Annotated in this window: 21 protein-coding genes; 8 read left to right on the forward strand and 13 right to left on the reverse strand. The window is 54.6% G+C overall.

The features are described 5' to 3' along the window. Positions 1–143: 143 nt before the first annotated feature. From VMC84_RS12925 to VMC84_RS12955, 7 genes are all read right to left on the reverse strand, one after another. A complete protein-coding gene (locus VMC84_RS12925) occupies positions 144–470 on the reverse strand; it encodes a twin-arginine translocase TatA/TatE family subunit (RefSeq protein WP_325381300.1) in 327 nt (108 codons plus the stop codon). Positions 471–600: 130 nt separating this feature from the next. Then, positions 601–777, reverse strand: coding sequence for a hypothetical protein (locus VMC84_RS12930; protein WP_325381302.1), 177 nt, complete (start codon positions 775–777; stop codon positions 601–603). A gap of 27 nt (positions 778–804) precedes the next feature. Beyond that, entirely contained in the window at positions 805–1,575 is a 771-nt protein-coding gene (locus VMC84_RS12935) for a CPBP family intramembrane glutamic endopeptidase (protein ID WP_325381304.1), read from the reverse strand. Next, a complete protein-coding gene (locus VMC84_RS12940; protein WP_325381305.1) occupies positions 1,572–2,093 on the reverse strand; it encodes a hypothetical protein in 522 nt (173 codons plus the stop codon). The genes VMC84_RS12935 and VMC84_RS12940 overlap by 4 nt, the downstream gene beginning before the upstream one ends. Positions 2,094–2,107: 14 nt before the next feature. Next, a complete protein-coding gene (locus tag VMC84_RS12945) occupies positions 2,108–2,413 on the reverse strand; it encodes a DUF7521 family protein (protein ID WP_325381307.1) in 306 nt (101 codons plus the stop codon). Then, on the reverse strand, positions 2,413–2,862 hold the full coding sequence (locus VMC84_RS12950) for an Lrp/AsnC family transcriptional regulator (RefSeq protein ID WP_325381309.1): 450 nt from the start codon (positions 2,860–2,862) through the stop codon (positions 2,413–2,415). Before VMC84_RS12950 ends, VMC84_RS12945 begins: the two co-directional genes overlap by 1 nt. A gap of 67 nt (positions 2,863–2,929) precedes the next feature. Next, complete coding sequence (locus VMC84_RS12955) at positions 2,930–3,601, reverse strand: PHP domain-containing protein (RefSeq protein ID WP_325381311.1); 672 nt, start codon at positions 3,599–3,601, stop codon at positions 2,930–2,932. A 38-nt stretch (positions 3,602–3,639) separates the two neighbouring features. Between VMC84_RS12955 and VMC84_RS12960 the strand changes: the two genes are divergently transcribed. The 3 genes from VMC84_RS12960 (at position 3,640) to VMC84_RS12970 (ending at position 7,393) form a co-directional block, all read left to right on the forward strand. Beyond that, positions 3,640–5,082 carry a dihydropteroate synthase-like protein gene (locus VMC84_RS12960; RefSeq protein WP_325381313.1) on the forward strand — a complete coding sequence of 481 codons (1,443 nt, stop codon included), beginning with the start codon at positions 3,640–3,642 and terminating at the stop codon, positions 5,080–5,082. A 10-nt stretch (positions 5,083–5,092) separates the two neighbouring features. Beyond that, positions 5,093–5,749: a type I 3-dehydroquinate dehydratase gene (gene aroD / locus VMC84_RS12965; protein WP_325381315.1), complete on the forward strand. Its 657-nt coding sequence runs from the start codon at positions 5,093–5,095 to the stop codon at positions 5,747–5,749. A gap of 183 nt (positions 5,750–5,932) precedes the next feature. Further along, entirely contained in the window at positions 5,933–7,393 is a 1,461-nt protein-coding gene (locus VMC84_RS12970) for a lectin like domain-containing protein (protein WP_325381317.1), read from the forward strand. A gap of 239 nt (positions 7,394–7,632) precedes the next feature. Here the strand turns inward: VMC84_RS12970 and VMC84_RS12975 are convergent, their stop codons facing one another. Beyond that, positions 7,633–8,076: a DUF1284 domain-containing protein gene (locus VMC84_RS12975; protein WP_325381318.1), complete on the reverse strand. Its 444-nt coding sequence runs from the start codon at positions 8,074–8,076 to the stop codon at positions 7,633–7,635. A gap of 100 nt (positions 8,077–8,176) precedes the next feature. On the opposite strand from VMC84_RS12975, the gene VMC84_RS12980 reads away from it, so the two are divergent. Next, a complete protein-coding gene (locus tag VMC84_RS12980; protein ID WP_349256782.1) occupies positions 8,177–9,040 on the forward strand; it encodes an energy-coupling factor ABC transporter ATP-binding protein in 864 nt (287 codons plus the stop codon). 262 nt (positions 9,041–9,302) lie between these two features. Next, the gene (locus VMC84_RS12985) at positions 9,303–10,193 is read left to right on the forward strand and encodes a DUF2111 domain-containing protein (protein ID WP_325381322.1); all 891 of its coding nucleotides are present in this window, start codon (positions 9,303–9,305) and stop codon (positions 10,191–10,193) included. Between the two features lie 204 nt (positions 10,194–10,397). Here the strand turns inward: VMC84_RS12985 and VMC84_RS12990 are convergent, their stop codons facing one another. Next, positions 10,398–10,574, reverse strand: coding sequence for a hypothetical protein (locus VMC84_RS12990; protein ID WP_325381324.1), 177 nt, complete (start codon positions 10,572–10,574; stop codon positions 10,398–10,400). Between the two features lie 303 nt (positions 10,575–10,877). Here VMC84_RS12990 and VMC84_RS12995 point away from each other — a divergent pair, with 303 nt between their 5' ends. Together VMC84_RS12995 and VMC84_RS13000 are read left to right on the forward strand one after the other, a co-directional pair. Next, positions 10,878–12,254, forward strand: a complete 1,377-nt coding sequence (locus tag VMC84_RS12995) for an acetate--CoA ligase family protein (RefSeq protein ID WP_325381326.1) — start codon at positions 10,878–10,880, stop codon at positions 12,252–12,254. Then, positions 12,251–12,910 (forward strand): acetate--CoA ligase family protein, encoded by a 660-nt coding sequence (locus VMC84_RS13000; protein ID WP_325381328.1) that lies wholly within the window; start codon positions 12,251–12,253, stop codon positions 12,908–12,910. The genes VMC84_RS12995 and VMC84_RS13000 overlap by 4 nt, the downstream gene beginning before the upstream one ends. Before the next feature lie 252 nt (positions 12,911–13,162). On the opposite strand, the gene VMC84_RS13005 is transcribed toward VMC84_RS13000, so the two are convergent. Next, on the reverse strand, positions 13,163–14,566 hold the full coding sequence (locus tag VMC84_RS13005; RefSeq protein ID WP_325381330.1) for a homocitrate synthase/isopropylmalate synthase family protein: 1,404 nt from the start codon (positions 14,564–14,566) through the stop codon (positions 13,163–13,165). Positions 14,567–14,920: 354 nt separating this feature from the next. Between VMC84_RS13005 and VMC84_RS13010 the strand changes: the two genes are divergently transcribed. Further along, positions 14,921–15,400, forward strand: coding sequence for a fasciclin domain-containing protein (locus VMC84_RS13010; protein WP_325381332.1), 480 nt, complete (start codon positions 14,921–14,923; stop codon positions 15,398–15,400). Positions 15,401–15,456: 56 nt separating this feature from the next. Here the strand turns inward: VMC84_RS13010 and VMC84_RS13015 are convergent, their stop codons facing one another. The 3 genes from VMC84_RS13015 to VMC84_RS13025 form a co-directional block, all read right to left on the reverse strand. Then, entirely contained in the window at positions 15,457–15,762 is a 306-nt protein-coding gene (locus VMC84_RS13015) for a HEPN domain-containing protein (protein ID WP_325381334.1), read from the reverse strand. A 179-nt stretch (positions 15,763–15,941) separates the two neighbouring features. Next, positions 15,942–16,502, reverse strand: coding sequence for a nucleotidyltransferase domain-containing protein (locus VMC84_RS13020; protein WP_325381336.1), 561 nt, complete (start codon positions 16,500–16,502; stop codon positions 15,942–15,944). Positions 16,503–16,628: 126 nt separating this feature from the next. Next, positions 16,629–17,147 carry a tetratricopeptide repeat protein gene (locus VMC84_RS13025; protein ID WP_325381338.1) on the reverse strand — a complete coding sequence of 173 codons (519 nt, stop codon included), beginning with the start codon at positions 17,145–17,147 and terminating at the stop codon, positions 16,629–16,631. Positions 17,148–17,295 lie beyond the last annotated feature (148 nt).

A 17,295-nucleotide genomic window follows, 5' to 3' on the forward strand; every position in this document is an offset into this window, starting at 1 on the left:
AATAATAAGCGTTAATCATATCGAGCAAACTCTGGACTGGTATTTAATACAAGGTGGCGTCTAGGAAAGAGCCTTTTTGAATAAAAATAATTTACTAAATAAGGCTAAAGCAAAACGAAAAAACGATAGGCGGATTTAGCGCCTTACTTTTTGGAGGCGACTTCCTGCTCCGCCAGCTTCTTTTCAATTTCAGCGAGAAGCTGCTCGTCGGACTTGCCCTTGATATCGATGTTCAGGTTCTTCGCCATCCGCTGGGCACGGGTCAAAGCTATATCGTCAGCCGACTGCGCGGGCTGGTTCACCTGGTTCTTCATGTTCTCGTACCGCTTCTCGGCCTCCATCTGGCCCACCTTGAACTCGCCCATGGACTGGCCCATGGAGCGCGCCAGCTCCGGGAGCTTCGTGGCTCCGAACAACAGCACGATCACGATGAATATGAGTAAGATTTCAGTGGGGCCGATCATTGCCATGGTCTATCTCCAATTAACAAATAGCCTATCTCTATTATAATATACTTTTTGCGGTCGCCGGCCAAAGCCTGCAAACGGGTATAAGTTCAGGAAAGGTCGGGGCAAGAAGACCTCACAATAGGCTTAAAGGCTATTTCAGCAGCTTCTCCTCGACGGCCTTCAGGCGCTCCTCGATAGAATTAAGCCGGCTATCCCTGCGCCGGTTCCAGAGGCCATAGAGCAGGGCAATTACGAACGCTATCAGGAACAGTGCCAGCACGAAGACCAATAGAATCAGTATTAATTCCTGGGACCAGATGAGAGCCATTGAATCGCCTCCTTTTTTTATAAGCGGCTATGGGGATAAATTTTGTGTGCCCTTCGGCTTCCGGAACTTATTGTAGAACAGCCATACGACGACGATGAGCAGGGCCATGATGGCCATCGTGAGTATCGAGGCCTCGGGGCCGAAGGCGCCGCCCGTCAGTATCTCGGGGCCGGGCTTCGACACGTTGATAGCGCCCTCCAGGGGGCCCATGTTGAACAGGTCGTACTCGATATAGTTCCAGATAAAGTGGAAGGAGATGGCGTTGAAGATGCCGCCGTACTTATAAAGTAGCGCGAGCACGATGCCCGCGAAAAATATCGTGGCCAGCGCGATGAGGTCCGACTGCCGGCCCAGGCCGACGATGCCCATGGAGGGGAGGTGCAGCGCAGCGAAGCCGGCCGCCGAGAGGATCGCCGCGGGCCACATGCCCAGCTCGTCGTCGAGGGCCTGGAAAATGGCGGCCCGGAAGCCCAGCTCCTCGCCGAAGCTCACGAGAAGCTGCACGACCACGCCCGTGAGCAAATAGCTGGAAAAATTGTCCCGTATAGGGCCCACCGTGATTGCGCCCAAAAGCAGGAGCCCGTTAAGGACGATGCCCATGGAGATGGCGGCGAACAGCCCTCCTTCCAGAAGGCCATTACGCGGGACTTTAAGCTTGAGGGCCAGGATGAAGAACAGCGACGCCGCGATGATCAGCGGGTACGTAAAAATGCCGGCGGTCCTGGAAAATGACACGACCAGCCAGGCATTAAAAAGATAAAATAATAGGACTAAAAGCAGCTTGAGGCTGCGCCTCATCCGAGGTTCACCACAAACTCACAGTACTTATCGCCGGCGCACTTGCGCTTTACCACTCTGACCCGGGATTTTTCGCTCACCGCATGGGTCAGGCCCGTCGAATAGCTGACACAGGCGTTGGTCTTGAAATCGGAGTTCACGTTCATGCCGTCGAAGAGCGTGGCGTAGATGCAGTCGTCCACCCGCAGGCAGATGGTGCCCGGGCCGTAGCTGCTCTCTACCATGATGTCCGAGTCGACGCCCGACAGGAGCGAGATCGCCTCAATCGGTATAAGCAGCGCCCGCAGCGAGTTCGAGTCCAGGTTCAGGTTATCGACGATCTTCTTGCCGTCATCGTAGCCGACGGCGAGGCCGGTCTCCGAGATGACCTCCAGGGCCTTCTCGCCGTACCGGTCGATGAACCGGATCAGCAGGTACTTGTTGAAACGGCCCATCGAGTTATTCTGCTGCCACTTGAGCCTGGAAGTGACGCCCACGGTCTTCCAGCTTTTTGCAAAGTTCACGTATTTATCAACCATAGCTACCACGTGCCCTAAGTCGCATAGGGGTTCATTGCCGAGTACAGGAGGGTCAGGATGCCGAACAGCTGTATCAGCAAGGATACCGTTCTTGATATGGTGCCGTCGATGACGAAATTGCCCCCGATCATGCTCGGCAGCATCGCGCATATCGTATTCAGGTTACTTCCAAAGATAATCAGGAAGAATCCCAATGCCATGTACATCAGATTCTTTTGCTTCGTACGGCTGTAGGACTCATATATGAATAAAACCAGCGCTCCCCCGAGCAGATACATGAGGAAAGCGGCTATGGCCTCGACGACTGATACCATCAGCATCATTGATCACCCAGTATACACGTTTTCTCCTTGTGCCTGATGGTGGTTATGATGCTGCTGGTGCTGATCACGCCGTCCGTGTTATCCAGGACCCGCAGTACCGAATCCTTCAGCTCGCTCATATCGCTCGTCCGCACCTTGACGAAGATGTCATAAGGCTGCAGGATCTCGTAGACCTCAAGCACGTTCTTCAACGACTTGAGCTTGCCGACGATCTCCGCCTTATAGTTCTCATCCACGTTGATGCCGATGAACGTGGTTAGCGGCATGCCTACCTTCTTGGGATCTAAGATAACCGTGAACTGCTCGATCACGCCGTCGCTGTACATCTGGTTCACTCGCTTATGCACCGTCGAGGTCGCAACGCCCAGCTCGCTGGCGATCTCCGTGCAATGGGTCCGGCTATCCTTGGAAAGCTTATCGATGATTGTATTATCTATGCTATCCATGAGGAATCGATTATTTATAGACCCTCATAGTGGATAAATATTTCGATAAATCTCGATTTAAAGAATACTATTTGCCTTTTTTTATAAAAAACGCTCGTATTTTTTTTGCCCAACCATTGGCCAACTGGTAGGCATAGATATACAGGGGCGTCTTCCTGACGTCAATACTTGTTTTGCCCTGGCGTATGGCTTCCATGACGTCCCGAGGTGTTCTTTCTGCTTTTATCAAAGTTATTGCGCTGCCGACTTGAGAGGCCTGGTGCGCGTCACTTCCGGCGACTTCCGGCATATGCCGGGCCCGTGCGCCTCTCAGGGCCATGCGATTGTGCATGCCCAGGATGTACCTGGAGTTAAAGACCTCGGCCGCGTCGGCGCCTTCGGGTATGGGCATGCCGTGCCTTGGCCGGTTATATGGATGGGGCACGATGACAAGCCCGCCCATCTTTTTTGCCTCCCTGATCGTGTCCTCGACGGCCATGCCCGGAGGGATGTCCTGCGTGATGCCCAGGACTATCAGGTGGCCCTCCTTCGTGGAGACCTCCTCGCCCGGTATGACGATCAAGCCCGGGGCGACCGTCTCCACGACTTCCAGGGCGTACCTTGCCCCTGCCGTGGTGTTGTGGTCGGTGATTGCCACGCCGGCGAGCCCTTTCGCGGCCGCGGCCCGGAGGACGTCTTCGACCGTGCTGAGGCCGTCCTTCGAGTAGTTCGTGTGCACGTGGAGGTCGAAGCGAAGCATAAGCATCAATATTCATCAGGCCGTTATAACATTTCTGTATGCGAATCTTGCTCGTGACCGGCCGCCTCGCCTATCCCGTAGTCAAGGAGCTGGCCGGGGACGCGGACGTCCTGATGCTCGACGTCGGAGTTGCCGCCTTTATTACCCCGAAGATCCTGGAGAAGGCCATTGCCCCAGTCCGGGGCGACTATGACATGGTGCTCGTGACCGGCCTGGCTGCATCCGATTTCTCGGGCCTGGAGAAGAAGCTGGGCGTGAAGATACGCCTGGGCCCGAAGCAGGCCTACGACATTCCCCTCGCCCTGGCGGCGGCCGATAAGGTCGAGTTCTCTAGCAAGGTGCCCGCGGACCAGCTTCTCGCCGAAGTGAAGCGGGAGAGCGCCCTGAAGGAGCTGGAGGATATCGAGGCTTCGGCATCCTGTGCCTTCTCGTTAAAAGGCGTGAAGATCGGGGGCGCTTCCACGATGAAGGTCGTGGCCGAGGTCGCCGACGCGACGAAGCTGTCGGACGCCGATCTGGCCAGCAAGGTCGAGAGCTATGAGGCGGCAGACGTCATCGACCTGGGCGTCCCGCTCGAGTCGAGCGAGGACGCGGTGATGCACGCCGTCCGGGTGGCCCGGTCAGCCACTCGAAAGCCCGTGAGTGTCGATACGCTCATTCCGGAGTACATCCGGGCCGGCGTCGACGAGGGCGCGAGCCTCGTGCTGAGCCTCAACGGCTCGAATCTGGATATCATAGGGCCGCTGGTGGCGGAAAAGGGGCTGGCAGCGGTCATTATCCCGAACGACGAGTCGCTGGACGAGCTTTTCGAGAATATCAGGAAGGCACGGGCGCTGGGCATAAAAAATATCCTGGCCGACCCTATCCTGTCGCCGGTAGGCCACGGCTTTGTCGAATCTATCGAGCGATACCGGGAGTTCAGGCGTCGCGAGCCGTCCACGCCCCTGTTCTTCGGGGCCGGGAACGTGACCGAGCTCATGGACGCCGATTCCGTGGGCATCAACGCCCTTCTCGCCGGCATAGCCATGGAGCTGGGCGTGAGCGCCCTGTTCACCACGGAGGCGAGCCAGAAGACGGTGAATTGTGCTTCTGAGTTGAAGACAGCCTGCCGGATGATGGCGCTGGCCAAAAAACATAAAGGCTCGCCTAAGGACCTGGGCATCAACCTGCTGGTCATCAAGGAAAAGCGGGCACGGAAGGACATGGTCGAGCCCGGGGCGACGGTCATCCAGGCGAAGCGTCACGAGCTCAGGCTCGACCCGGCTGGAAATTTCAACATCTTCGTCGAGGACGGCCGTATATACGTGAACAACGGCGACCTGACCGTCACCGGCGACGAGCCCATGGCGATCATCGAGACGCTGGCCGACATGGGGCTCGTGTCCATGCTAGACCACGCGGGCTATCTCGGCAAAGAGCTGGAAAAAGCCTGCCTGGCCATCCGTTTTAAGCGTTCATATTTACAGGACGAGCCGTTTTAGAGGTAATCATATGGAGTTCCCAACGAAAGTCGTGGCATCCGTAACATCGCTGGACGAGGCAAAGGAAGGCGTGGCCCTCGGCGCTGACGTGATCGAGGTGCGGGTCGACCTGGCACAGGAAAAGCCGCAGCAGCTCGTGGAGAGCGTCTACCGGCTGAATAGGCCGATAATTATCACGATCCGCCCGGCATGGGAGGGCGGCGCCTACGCGGGGAGTGCCCTCGAGAGAGCGAAACTTTTTAAGGCGCTCATACCGGTAGCCGATTATATCGACGTGGAGCTGAGGGCGGAGAACGTCGAGGAGATCGTTTCCTACACCGAGGGCACGGACGCGCTATCCATCATTTCCTACCATGACTTCGAGAGGGCGCCCCCGAAAAAAGATATGATGGACATCATCGTGCGCTGCCACGAAAAAGGCGACATTGCCAAGCTGGCCGTCACGCCGGGCAGCCTCCGGGACGTCTTAAGGCTATTCGAGGTGACGCTCAAGTCCGAAAAGCCCATATGTACCATAGCCATGGGCGAGTTAGGCGCCCACTCCCGCATCGTGGCGCCGGTCTACGGCTCCCAGCTTACTTATGGCTATGTGCGAAAGCCCGTGGCCCCGGGGCAGATGCGCGTAGACCTTATCGCCGAAGGCCTAAAAGCCCTCGGCCTGCGGTAAAGCTAATTAATTATAAATTTACCATATAAACATTTATAAGCCAAATTATTATTTTATATACTATAGGATAAGGTATTTATCTTTTCTATCTCAAACCCTTATTGCCACAATGATAGCGCACCAGGGGGCTGGCATAGTAGGGGTGTACTATCAGATGGTAAACTTAATCAAAGGAGGGTTAGTATGGGTAAACGGACTAAATCACGTGAGATCTTCTCGTTAAAATGCTCGATCGCCCTGCAGGTGGTGATCATCCTTGCGCTCGTGGCCGCGGCCACTCTCGCCTCGCTGCCCGTGAGCGCATCGGTAACTGCCGGCACGGCCTCGATAGACAGTAATATACCGATCGCTGCGCCGCTGAACCCGTCATTCTATCTTTACCAGGGCCAGCTTATCAAGAGCGGCATCATGCCGTCGACCGTCGACCTGTCATACCTGAAAGGGGTACACATATTCCAGGCGGACGCGGTATTCCCGTCGAAATATGACCTGAGGGCCCTCGGGAAGGTCACGCCCGTGAGGGACCAGGGCAGCTCCGGCTGCTGCTGGGCGTTTTCTACCTACGGGTCGCTCGAATCGACCATACTGGCCGCCGGCGGCAAGGCCATGGACTTCTCCGAGAATAACCTGAAGAATACTCACGGCTTCGACTGGGGCCCAAACTCGGGAGGCAACGACATGATGTCCACGGCATACCTGGCCCGATGGTCGGGCCCGGTGAACGAGTCCCTGGATCCCTATAACCCGGCGAGCACCACGTCCCCGTCGAACCTGCCCGTGGCAATGCACGTGCAGAACGTGTACTACATACCGGCCAAGGCCAGCGGCTCCGACGTCTCGTCAATCAAGAGCGCCATCATGAGCTACGGCGCGGTGGACTCGACGATCTATTACAGCGCCACTTACTACAAGTCGTCGACGCGCTCCTATTATGTGCCATCCGGCGTCAGCTATAGCGCGAACCACGGCATCACTATCGTCGGATGGGACGATAACTACAGCGCCGCAAACTTCACGAGTCGGCCGCCAGGCAACGGCGCCTTCATAGTGAAAAACAGCTGGGGCAAGGGCTGGGGCGACGGCGGCTACTTCTACGTCTCGTACTACGACAAGCTGATCGGCACGGATAACACCGTGTTCACCGCCTCGGCCACAAGCAACTACAATAACATCTACCAGTACGACCCGCTCGGCTGGATCGGCTCCTACGGATACGGCAGCACTACCGGCACTGGCTGGTTCAAGAACAAGTACACGGCCACGTCAAACCAGAACCTGAAGGCCGTCGGCTTCTACGTGCCCCAGGTGAACTCGAAGTATCAGGTGTACGTGGTGAACGGCAACACGAACGTGACGGCGGCCGCCACGTCGGGCACCATCACGACGCCGGGCTATTATACGATACCGCTGGCGTCGCAGGTCTACCTGACCAAGGGCACGAGCTTTACCGTCATCGTTAAGCTGACCACGCCCGGGTACAAATACCCGATATCGGTCGAGTACCCGGTCAGCGGCTACAGCAGTAAGGCCACGGCCAGTGCCGGGCAGAGCTACATCAGCTCCAACGGCGTGGCGTGGACGGATACGACCGGCATCAAGGCCAACATGAACGTGTGCCTCAAGGCATATACGGTTAACGCGTAAGAGGAGAGCCCATCTCCTCTATTTTTATTTGCTTTGTTGAATTGCTCCTGAATTTTAAGCTTTATATGTGATGGAGGGCACTCCGAGACTTAAACGGCAAATTCAATACATAAATAAAGAATAGAAAATCTATTTAAAATTCTTCGAGCCACTTCAGGCCAGCTTAGAGCCGCTTTGTGGCTGAAAAAGTCTTCGGGCATGCTTAATTTGTTTAGAGGGCCCTGGCACAGAAAATTAGCTTATTCTTTTAAATTGGCGAGCCCCCGGGGGCAGAACCCCAGGTTGAGCCAGTCGCAGCCCTGGCATATCTCGTTTATCTCGCCCGGCTGGATCTTATCCTTGACGAGGGCGTACAGCTCCGAAGCCTTAAAGTGATCCCCGGGCTTAATGCCCAGCCGCTCCATGACCCGATGGTCGATGTCCTTGACCTTCCGGTTATACTTCAGTCCGCTCTTGAAACATTCGCCGTCCTGCATGTTCGGGCAGGCCACGCAGATCACGTCGCACGAGTCGACCACCTCGATCTCAAGGTCCGGGTGCTGCTCGATCATGCGCTTGACCTTCTGGAAATTCCGTATGAAGTCGGCCGTATAGCCGATCCCCTGAAAGCCCAGGAGGCATAACAGGTGATGGGCCCGCAGCGGAATGCCCCTGAACTTTCCCTTACCCGCCTCTCTCGCCATGATGTTAAAAATATGCGCCCCGATGCTATATACGTTTTTAGCACGGCGCTGAGAAGCCGGATATTCTTTTTTAGCCCTCGCTTGAAATAATACTATGAGTATGCTCGAGTACGACAGCTACCGCGCCTGCGAGACAAAGCGCAGGGGCGACATCATACACGTGGACTGTGTCAGCCACGTTTATCCGGACGGCAGCCAGGGTATCCACAACATGTGCTTCCATGTCCATGAAAGGGAGATCGTAGCGGTGTGCGGGGGCAACGGCTCCGGAAAATCGACCCTGCTGGAGCACCTGAACGGGCTGCTGATGCCGTCGCAGGGCAAGGTATACGTCATGGGCGAAGAAGTGACGGACGCCACGAAAAAGGAGATCTGGCGCCACGTCGGCCTGGTCTTTCAGCGTCCCGACGACCAGCTGTTCGCGCCGACCGTCCTGGACGATGTCATGTTCGGGCCGTTGAACATGGGCGTGGCCAGGGACGATGCACGCAGGATCGCCCTGGAGGCGCTGGAGAGCGTGGGCGCCGAAGACACGGTCGACCGGGTGCCCGCTTACCTATCGGGAGGGCAAAAGCGTCTCGTGGCCATCGCCGGAGTGCTCGCGATGAAGCCCCGGGTGATAGCCCTGGATGAGCCGACGTCGGACCTGGATACCTGGCACTGCGACCGGATCGAGCGCATCGTGGTGCGCCTCAGGGACAGGTTCGGCATCAGCGTGGTCATTGCCACCCACGACCTGGACTTGGCCGCCAGGCTGGCCGATCGCGTGTGCATCCTCCGGGACGGCTCCATCATCGACGAGGGCACGCCCCGGGACGTCTTCTATAATAAGCGGCTCGTGGAGAGCGCCGGGCTGATGCTGCCGAAAGTCGTCGAGATATACGAGGACTACTGCTACCACTTCCATAAGGAGCCGGATATGCGGCCGCTGAACGTGCACGAGCTCATAGAAGCCATGCGTTAGCCTATTTTATATGTGAATCATGTATTTAATCGGCCGGCAGTTTAATATTGATCCGTTAAATGTTTTTATCTACAATTTACTATTGTGTACCGGATTCGTAAAGATAAACATAATGTGCTTGCTAACGTCGCTATTATCGGAGTAAGGATGTGATGCCTTCTCATTTTATAATTTGTATAAATTAATAACAATCGATGCCCAGTATTTCCATGTGTGGCATTTATTCATTATATATGAAGTAAGAGTCTCAGGGGATGTGGGAATGCCATCAAAAGAGAGGCCTATAATAATAGATGTGGCAAAAAGCCGGAAACCCGTGAATATCCAGGAGTGGAGATCGGGTGACTTCAAAACTCTCATCTATAGGAACGCCGACGCGATAGTCGTATTGAACAGCGATGGCTACATCCTGTACACGAACCCTGCAGCCGAGTCTCTATTCGATCTTTCGTTGGCCGAGCTGGTCGGCGCACATTTTGGATTTCCCATTATACTGGATGAGCCCGTGGAATTGCAGATCGTGAACAAGTCCAAAGAGCTCATTACCGCGGAGATGCGCATGGTCGAGGTCGCGTGGGCCGGCCAGCGTTGCTACCTCCTCTCGTTCCGCGACCTGACGGACAGGACCCTGGCCTGGCAGGCGATCAGCCAATCCTGGGACCGGCTCGAGGAGATGGTGGAGGAGCGGACCCGCGAGTTGCTCGATGCGAACCTGCGGCTGGAACGCGAGGTCGAAGCTATGAAGTTTCGAGCCATGTCGGATTCTTCTCTCGAGGAAATTACAGCTTTCGCCCTGGCGGTGCATAACACGGTGTGCAGTATGCCTGTCGCGATTAAAACTCGGAATTGTCCGGGCGTCCTCATCGAGGAAGGCGACTTCGCTATCTCCGCCCGGGAATGCCAGCATCTGGATTGCGTGTTCACCGGCGGCCACGCCCGACGGATCTACATTGACCAGGGTAAGTACGTGGGTACCAACATGTTTGCTTCACCCATCGTTAATCACCAGGGAGAACACATCGCCGCCATTGGCATCATTGACATCCTGGGCATACTATCCCTGGAGATGTTCGTGGCCGATCAAGAATCGATCCACCGGCAGCTGGGTAACCGGAACCGGGGAGATAAACATTTGATACGCAGCCGCCGCTAATAAATAAAGTTATTTTTTTCGTAGAAGGTTTCCCGGTTATTTTGCCGGTCACCAGAACGAAAAAAGAGCGGCAATACATTTCATAAATGCTTTATTAAAAATGGGGGAGAAGGCTGTTTGCGCTTCTCCCATCGGATGCTAATCCCATCATAACATCGTTTTTCTCGTGTTAGATGTTGTATTGCGTGGGTCAGATTGCGGTGTTTACCACCAGCCGCCCCAATAATACGGCCAGCCATATCCAATGCCGCCCAGATAGGGCCAGTTCCAGCCCCAGCCCAGGCCGCCCCAGCCCCAGCCGCCATACCAGGCGGCCGCGGGCAGGGTCATAACCAGTGCTGCCAATACGAGAAGAACCAATGTTGCTATTTTCTTTGCCATACCAATTTATCCTCCTGTGAGACAGACATGTATAGATGGTTTAAGTTAATTTATGGCAAAAAATCAGCGATTATCATATTTGCATACATGTTAGTTTCACAAAAAACGGAGGATGAGGCCTTTTACAGCAAAAAATATGGCTTTTTCACATATTGTTTGGGAATAATGCGGCGGTGGAACATGGCTAATGAGACGTCCACATGGCCGGAAATAAGATTGGATAGAGCTTACCGTTGCCTAATACATGCTTTGGCATTAAAGACATAACCAAGCTTTATTATATGCTAGGATAATTATTTTAACGTGAACGACATCTCGCTGCGCCCGCTGTTAATGCCCGAAAGCATCGCCGTCATCGGCGTGTCAAGGGAGCCTTCGAAATGGGGATATAAGGTTTTTCATAATATCGTCAGTAATGGCTATAAAGGTAAGGCTTATCCAGTGAACCCTTCGGCGCCGGATATCGACAGCATCAAATGCTACGCGAGCATCGGCGCCGTCCCGGAGCCCGTGGACCTTGCCATCATCATCGTGCCTTCGTCCGCCGTGCTTCAGGTCGTCGACGAGTGCGGGGCGAAAAAGGTGAAGGCTCTGTGCGTCATCACCGCAGGCTTCAGCGAAGTGGGCCCCGAGGGGGCGGCCCTGGAGGGAAAGCTGAAGGAAAAGGTCACCGGCTATGGCATGCGCATGCTGGGGCCAAACACCATGGGATTCCTCAATAACAGCATCATGCTGAACGCCAGCATTGTGCCCAAAATGCCCCCGAAAGGCGAGATCTCTTTTATCAGCCAGAGCGGCGCCCTGGGATTGTCGCTGGTCGACTGGGCCATCGGCTCCAACATGGGCATGAACTGCGTAGTGAGCACGGGCAACAAGGCAGACGTGGCCGAGGCGGACCTTTTAGAGTACTTTGAGCAGGATAAGGGCACGTGGACCATCGCAATGTACATCGAGGGCTTGAAGGACGGCAGGAAGTTCATGGACGTGGCCCGCAGAGTTAAAAAGGCGAAGCTGGCCATCAAGGCGGGCGTGAGTCAGGCGGGAGCCCGGGCCGCGGCTTCGCACACTGGCAGCCTTGCCGGCTCTGATGCGGTTTATGATGCGGCCTTTAAACAATGCGGCGTGGTAAGGGTGGAGGGCATCGAGGAGATGTTCGACGCGGCCATAGCGCTGTCCACACAGCCGAAGGCCAAAGGCAACCGCGTCGCCATCCTGTCGAATGGCGGCGGGGCGGCCATCATGGCGAGCGACGCCTGCGAGCGCCGGGGCCTGAAGGTGCCCGAGCTGACGAAGCATACGAAAGCGGGCATCGCCAGGCTTTTGCCGGCCTTCGCGTCCGTGAAGAACCCCATCGATACTGTAGCGAAATCCGACTACGACATCTACCGGGATGCCCTCCGGATGCTCCTCGCCGACGACGACATCGACTGCGTGATGGTCATTTATGCCCACGCGGGATTTACCAGCGCAGCGGAGCCCGCCCGGGCCGTGGTCGACGCGCTCAAGGAAAAATACCCGAAGCCCGTGGTCGCCTGCTGGATGGGCGGCCGGGAGGTCAGCGCCGTGGCCAACATGTTCCGGCGGAACCGGGTGCCGTACTATCCGGCGCCCGAGAGGGCGGCGGAGGCACTGGGATCGCTGATTAAATATGGCGAGTATCTGAAGGAGGCGAGGAAATGATGCTGAGCGAGCTTGAGGCAAAAGAGCTCCTGGCAGGGTACGGAATTCCCGTGAACGAGGGCCGTGCGGCGTGCAGCGCCGTCGAGGCCTCTGAGATCGCCCGGCACATCGGCTTCCCGGCGGTGGTCAAGGCGCTGTCCGAAAAGATCGTACACAAGAGCGATCTTGGCCTGGTCACGCTTAATCTCTGTAATCCTTCAGATGTCGGCAGAACTGCCGAGCGCATACTGGCGAAAGCCCGGACTATCGACCCGGAGGCGAAGGTCGTCGTCGAGGCAATGGCAATTCAGGGCACGGAGGTCATAGTGGGCGCAAAGCGGGACCCCCAGTTCGGGCCGACCATACTCTTCGGCCTGGGCGGCATCTTCGTCGAGGTCTTCAAGGACGTCTCCATCCGGGTGGCGCCCGTCGATAAGGCCATGGCCATGGATATGATCCAGGGCATCAAAGGCTATGCCATCCTCAAGGGAGCCCGGGGGAAGAAAGGCGTGGACCTGGACACACTGGCCGATGTGATCGTGAATACGTCGAAGCTCATGATGGAGCAGGATAAGGTCATGGAGCTGGACATGAACCCGGTGATGGCTTACGAGAAGGGAGCCGTGGCCGTCGATGCGCGGGCGCTTGTGAGCACCACGCAGGAAAAGAAACAATAGACCATTCGCGAATTCACCACGGCGGCACGGCGAACACGGCGATTTTTATTTCCTAAAGGGGGGCTGATGCCCCCCTCGGAGACCCCCGTATTAATTAATAATCTGTCATATACCTCTTGTGATCTTTGAGCCTTAATGGGGTCTCTCAGGTGCGAGGCCCCTTGAGGTTAATAAACCGCCGTGTTCGCCGTGCCGCCGTGGTGAGTGCTACATAATTAAAACACGATCTATAAAAGGGAAAAAAGAGACGTTTTACTTTTTCTTGCCGGCTTCGTCCTTGACAGCCTTCCTGACGACCTTGTCGGTGATGTTCAGCGACGTGTCCATAGGAGATGCGTCCAGGGGCAGAAGCTCTGGGTTGAGCACTTCGTACTTCACGGCCTTTTTCGGCTTCCTCTGCTCGTCGCCCTCGTCCTCCATGCCGTCGACCTGGTACAGGAAGTACTTGCGGACGAAGTCCATCATCTCCTCGTCGGAAACCGAAGACCGCCGCTCCTCGGCGTCGTACATCTTCTGGATCTCCTTGTGGATACACTTGATGCGCTGATCGGACTTGTCGACCTGCACCTTGATCCCGAGCAATTCGGCCAGCGCCTCTTCGGCCTTGAGCCGCACGACCTCGGTGCCCGACGTGGCGCCGATCATGAGGCTCCGCTTGCCGCCGACGAGGTCGGGCGGGAACGGCTCGTAAGTAAAGGGATTCTTGATGATGCCGGCCGTATGGATGCCGGACTCGTGGGAGAAGATGTTCTTGCCCACGATGGCCTTGTTCCTGGGCACGCGGAGGCCGATCTCCTCTTCCATGAACGTGGCGAATTCGGTGACCTTCTGTAAGTTATATTTCTCGAAGCCGTCGACCCGCGTGATCAAGAACGCCAGGATCTTCTCGAGCTCGGCGTTGCCGGCGCGCTCGCCGATGCCCAAAAATGTCAAATTCGCCCAGTCGGCGCCGTACCAGAGGCCGGCCAGCGTGTTCGCGACGCCCATGCCGAAGTCATCGTGGACGTGCATCTCGATGTGCTTCACGCCGATCTCCTGCAGGTTCTTGACGATGGCCGGGATGCCGTAAGGCTCGGGTTCCTCGGGGAAGGGGACGCCGTAGCCCAGCGTATCGCAGATACGGATGATCGTGTCGGGGTCGATCTCGATGGCCTTCTTGATGAAAGGATAAACGAAAGTATAGTCGGCCCGGGAAATGTCCTCGATGTGGCACCGGGTCCTGAGGCCGTGGTCTACCGCATACTGTAATGCAGTCAGGTACTTCTTCTCGGCCTCCTCGTGGCTCTTGAGCCCCATCTTATCGAAGATGTGCGCGTCCGAAATGGACATCAGGATGCCCGTTTCCTTGATGCCGTCGACTTTGAGGACTTCGTCGATGTCCGCCGGGTTTGCCCTTGCCCAGCCGGTGACCTCCGGGAACTCGTATCCATAGTCGATCATCTCCTTCGCCGCGTCCTTGTCCCGGCCATTGTAGACGAAGGTCTCCAGCTTTTCGACGCCCATCTCGTGCAGGTACTCGAAGATCTTGATCTTGTGGGACTTCTTCATCACGATACCGGGCATCTGGCAGCCATCCCGGATCGTCGTGTCGCTGATCTTGATGGAATCGGCGTTGGGCAGTTTTATCCGGGGCATCTCGTCGTATTTTCGCATCATTTGCTAGGTCACCTATGGCAAATTCACCCATACATTAAAATTCATAGTTTATAAGATTTTTGTATGAAATCGGCACGGCGCCGGCAATATTATTCCGTTATGGCAGGATTCTGCGATTTTTAGGTGATAAGACCGTATATCTATGTCCAGGTTAGGATTATGTGTAGATAATTTGGCATATAATAGCTTATAGGCCGTTAAAAATCGGAAATTGATATGTCGGGCCTAAAATGTCGGGACTATAATTTTCCCCCACACGAAGCGTGCCGAAAACGGCCCTATTTTCAGGCTTATTATCGGGAACTTATTAGGTCACACATTATTTGTATTTGATTAGAGTTGGGGATGATAGATTTGAAGAGACTATTTGCGATAGGGCTGATAGCGCTCATGCTATTGCTGGCCGTGCCCGCCACGGCGCAGACATCGAATAACCTTTTACAGACGCTCCAGAAGGACGGCTCGTTCACTAAGGTGATTTCACTATTCCATACGACGCATCGGGATACGTCGCTGATCGTCGCCGGCCCGTTCACGGTCATCGCGCCGACGGACGACGCGTTCAATAAGCTGTCCGCGGCGGCCCAGAACGGCGTCATGTCGGACAGGTCGATCCAGAACGGCCTGACCAGGAATGCCATGATCTCGAGCAAGTATACGCTTGACCAGCTGGTAAGCATGGGCTATGCGAGAACGCTCGACGGCCGGCGGCTGCCCGTGTCCAGGGGTAGCGATGGCACCGTCACCATCGGCTGGGCAAAAGTCGTGAAGCCCAATATAGAGGCCCGGAACGGAATTATCCAGGGAGTTGACGCGATCATAATTCCGACGTGATCAGGGCATCATCAAAGCCCTTTTTTTAAAAAGGTCTTTTTATCAGGGATTTAGCCTTAAATTTTTATATCTGTTCTTTCTATGACCGACTTCATTTGCTCGATAAATTCATCGGCGAAAGTAATGGCTTTTTCTGCTGACTCCTTACTATATATTGCGCCATAGTTCGCCTTATCCCGGAAGTCCATCGCCACCATGAAATCGTTCGCATATCCGGAGTTTAAAATGCCCAGCTCGACCAGACGCTTGAGAAAGTAAGACAGGCACAGGTGGGCGTTATGCTTTCTATCCCGGTAGCCTTTTGAATATAAAGCCGCCCTCGCCGAGAGGAACATCGAATAATAGGCCTGGTGGTCGCCCACTTATAGTTACCATCGCTAAAGCTCTTTTTTACCGTCGCCAGGTCCGTCATGGCTTCGCCGATCTCCTTATTTATCGCCTCACTCGCCGTATGGAAAGGCACGACCTTTCCAAAATCCTTGCAGTCTCGAAAATTCCTCGGGAATCCCTTATCCATCATAACACCATAACACCCGTTTCTCTAAAGCAATCGAATCTTGTCCCGCTCGATATTTTCATAAAACATCCGATTATCCCGGTACAGGTCCGAATACTGGGCCCTCGTATAAAATACAAGGTTTACCTCCCGGCCCAGTTTTTCCATTACGGCGTCTTTAATCTCTGCCAATTTCGCAGAGTCCGCCTCGCCGATTATCAAAAGGTCGATGTCGCTATCCTTATCATCCTCGCCCCGCGCCGCGGAGCCAAAAAGATATATTTCGGCATCATTCAGCGATATGCCCTCGATAGATTCTAAGATCTTCGCCGTATTGAGCAATACTTTAAATTGTCTTACCACCGGGCTGTCTTTATTTAATATATATTGAATGAACTTACCCCTTTTTTGTTCCACCAGCAAGCCATAATTCACATAAAATGATAGCCACTTCTTAGCAGTCAAGAATGATAATTTCGGATTTACGGTTTCTTTAATCTCGTTTATAACCTCGATCTGGTACATATCCCTGCCCGGATCACGGATAAATAGCTCCAGGATTTGTATTCCGGCCGTTGACCCTAAAAAATCGGTAATCTGGCTCATGGTCAATAAATAAAATCACCTCATAATATTAATAAATAATAAATAACTTAAATTGATTTAAGTCATACTATAAATCAGTTTAAGTCTTACTATAAATTGTTTTAACTTAGCCGGGCAATTACTCGTTTATTTTTTCTTGAGCAGGCCCAGGTAGAATCTTGCGTGGTCGAAGGCCGGGTTTATCTTTAACGCCGTCTGATATTCCTTTTCAGCCTCTGTCAACTCGCCCATCTCGAACAGCGCGTAGCCCCGGTTGAAGTGCAACGTCGCATTATCCGGCTCGATTCGGAGGGCTTCATCATATTCTTTAATGGCTCCTGCCCTATCGCCCTTAACGATGAGCGCCGTGCCCAGATTATTGTGGTAATTCATGTTCGCAGGGTTGAGGCGGATCGCTTCCCGGTACTCGCGAATGGCATCGTCTAGCCGCTTCGTCTTACGGTAGACCAGGCCCAGGTTGTAGTGGGCCTCGGCATTGCCAGGGTCCTTTTCCAGGGCGGCCCGGTATTCCTCGATGGCTTCGTCGACAAGGCCCATCGATAAAAGAGCGTTGCCTTCCATGAGGTGGGATTCGGCGTCCATGTCGCAGGAACGTTTTTTAGGCTGACGGGCGCCGGGGCTGGATGGGTGGGGGTCCTCACACATAATAGGCAGTTAGGCAGGAAGGGATAAAAACTTTCCATTATTTAATCAAATATTAAATTGTTCATTCATTGTGCCATTGTTCCCTTTGTGCCCTATTACACAATGAACCGGGCTTTGTGTTCTTCGTGCTCTTAAATTATAAAAAAGA

The sequence above is a fragment of the Methanocella sp. genome, from assembly GCF_035506375.1.
In the GTDB taxonomy this organism is placed as follows: domain Archaea; phylum Halobacteriota; class Methanocellia; order Methanocellales; family Methanocellaceae; genus Methanocella.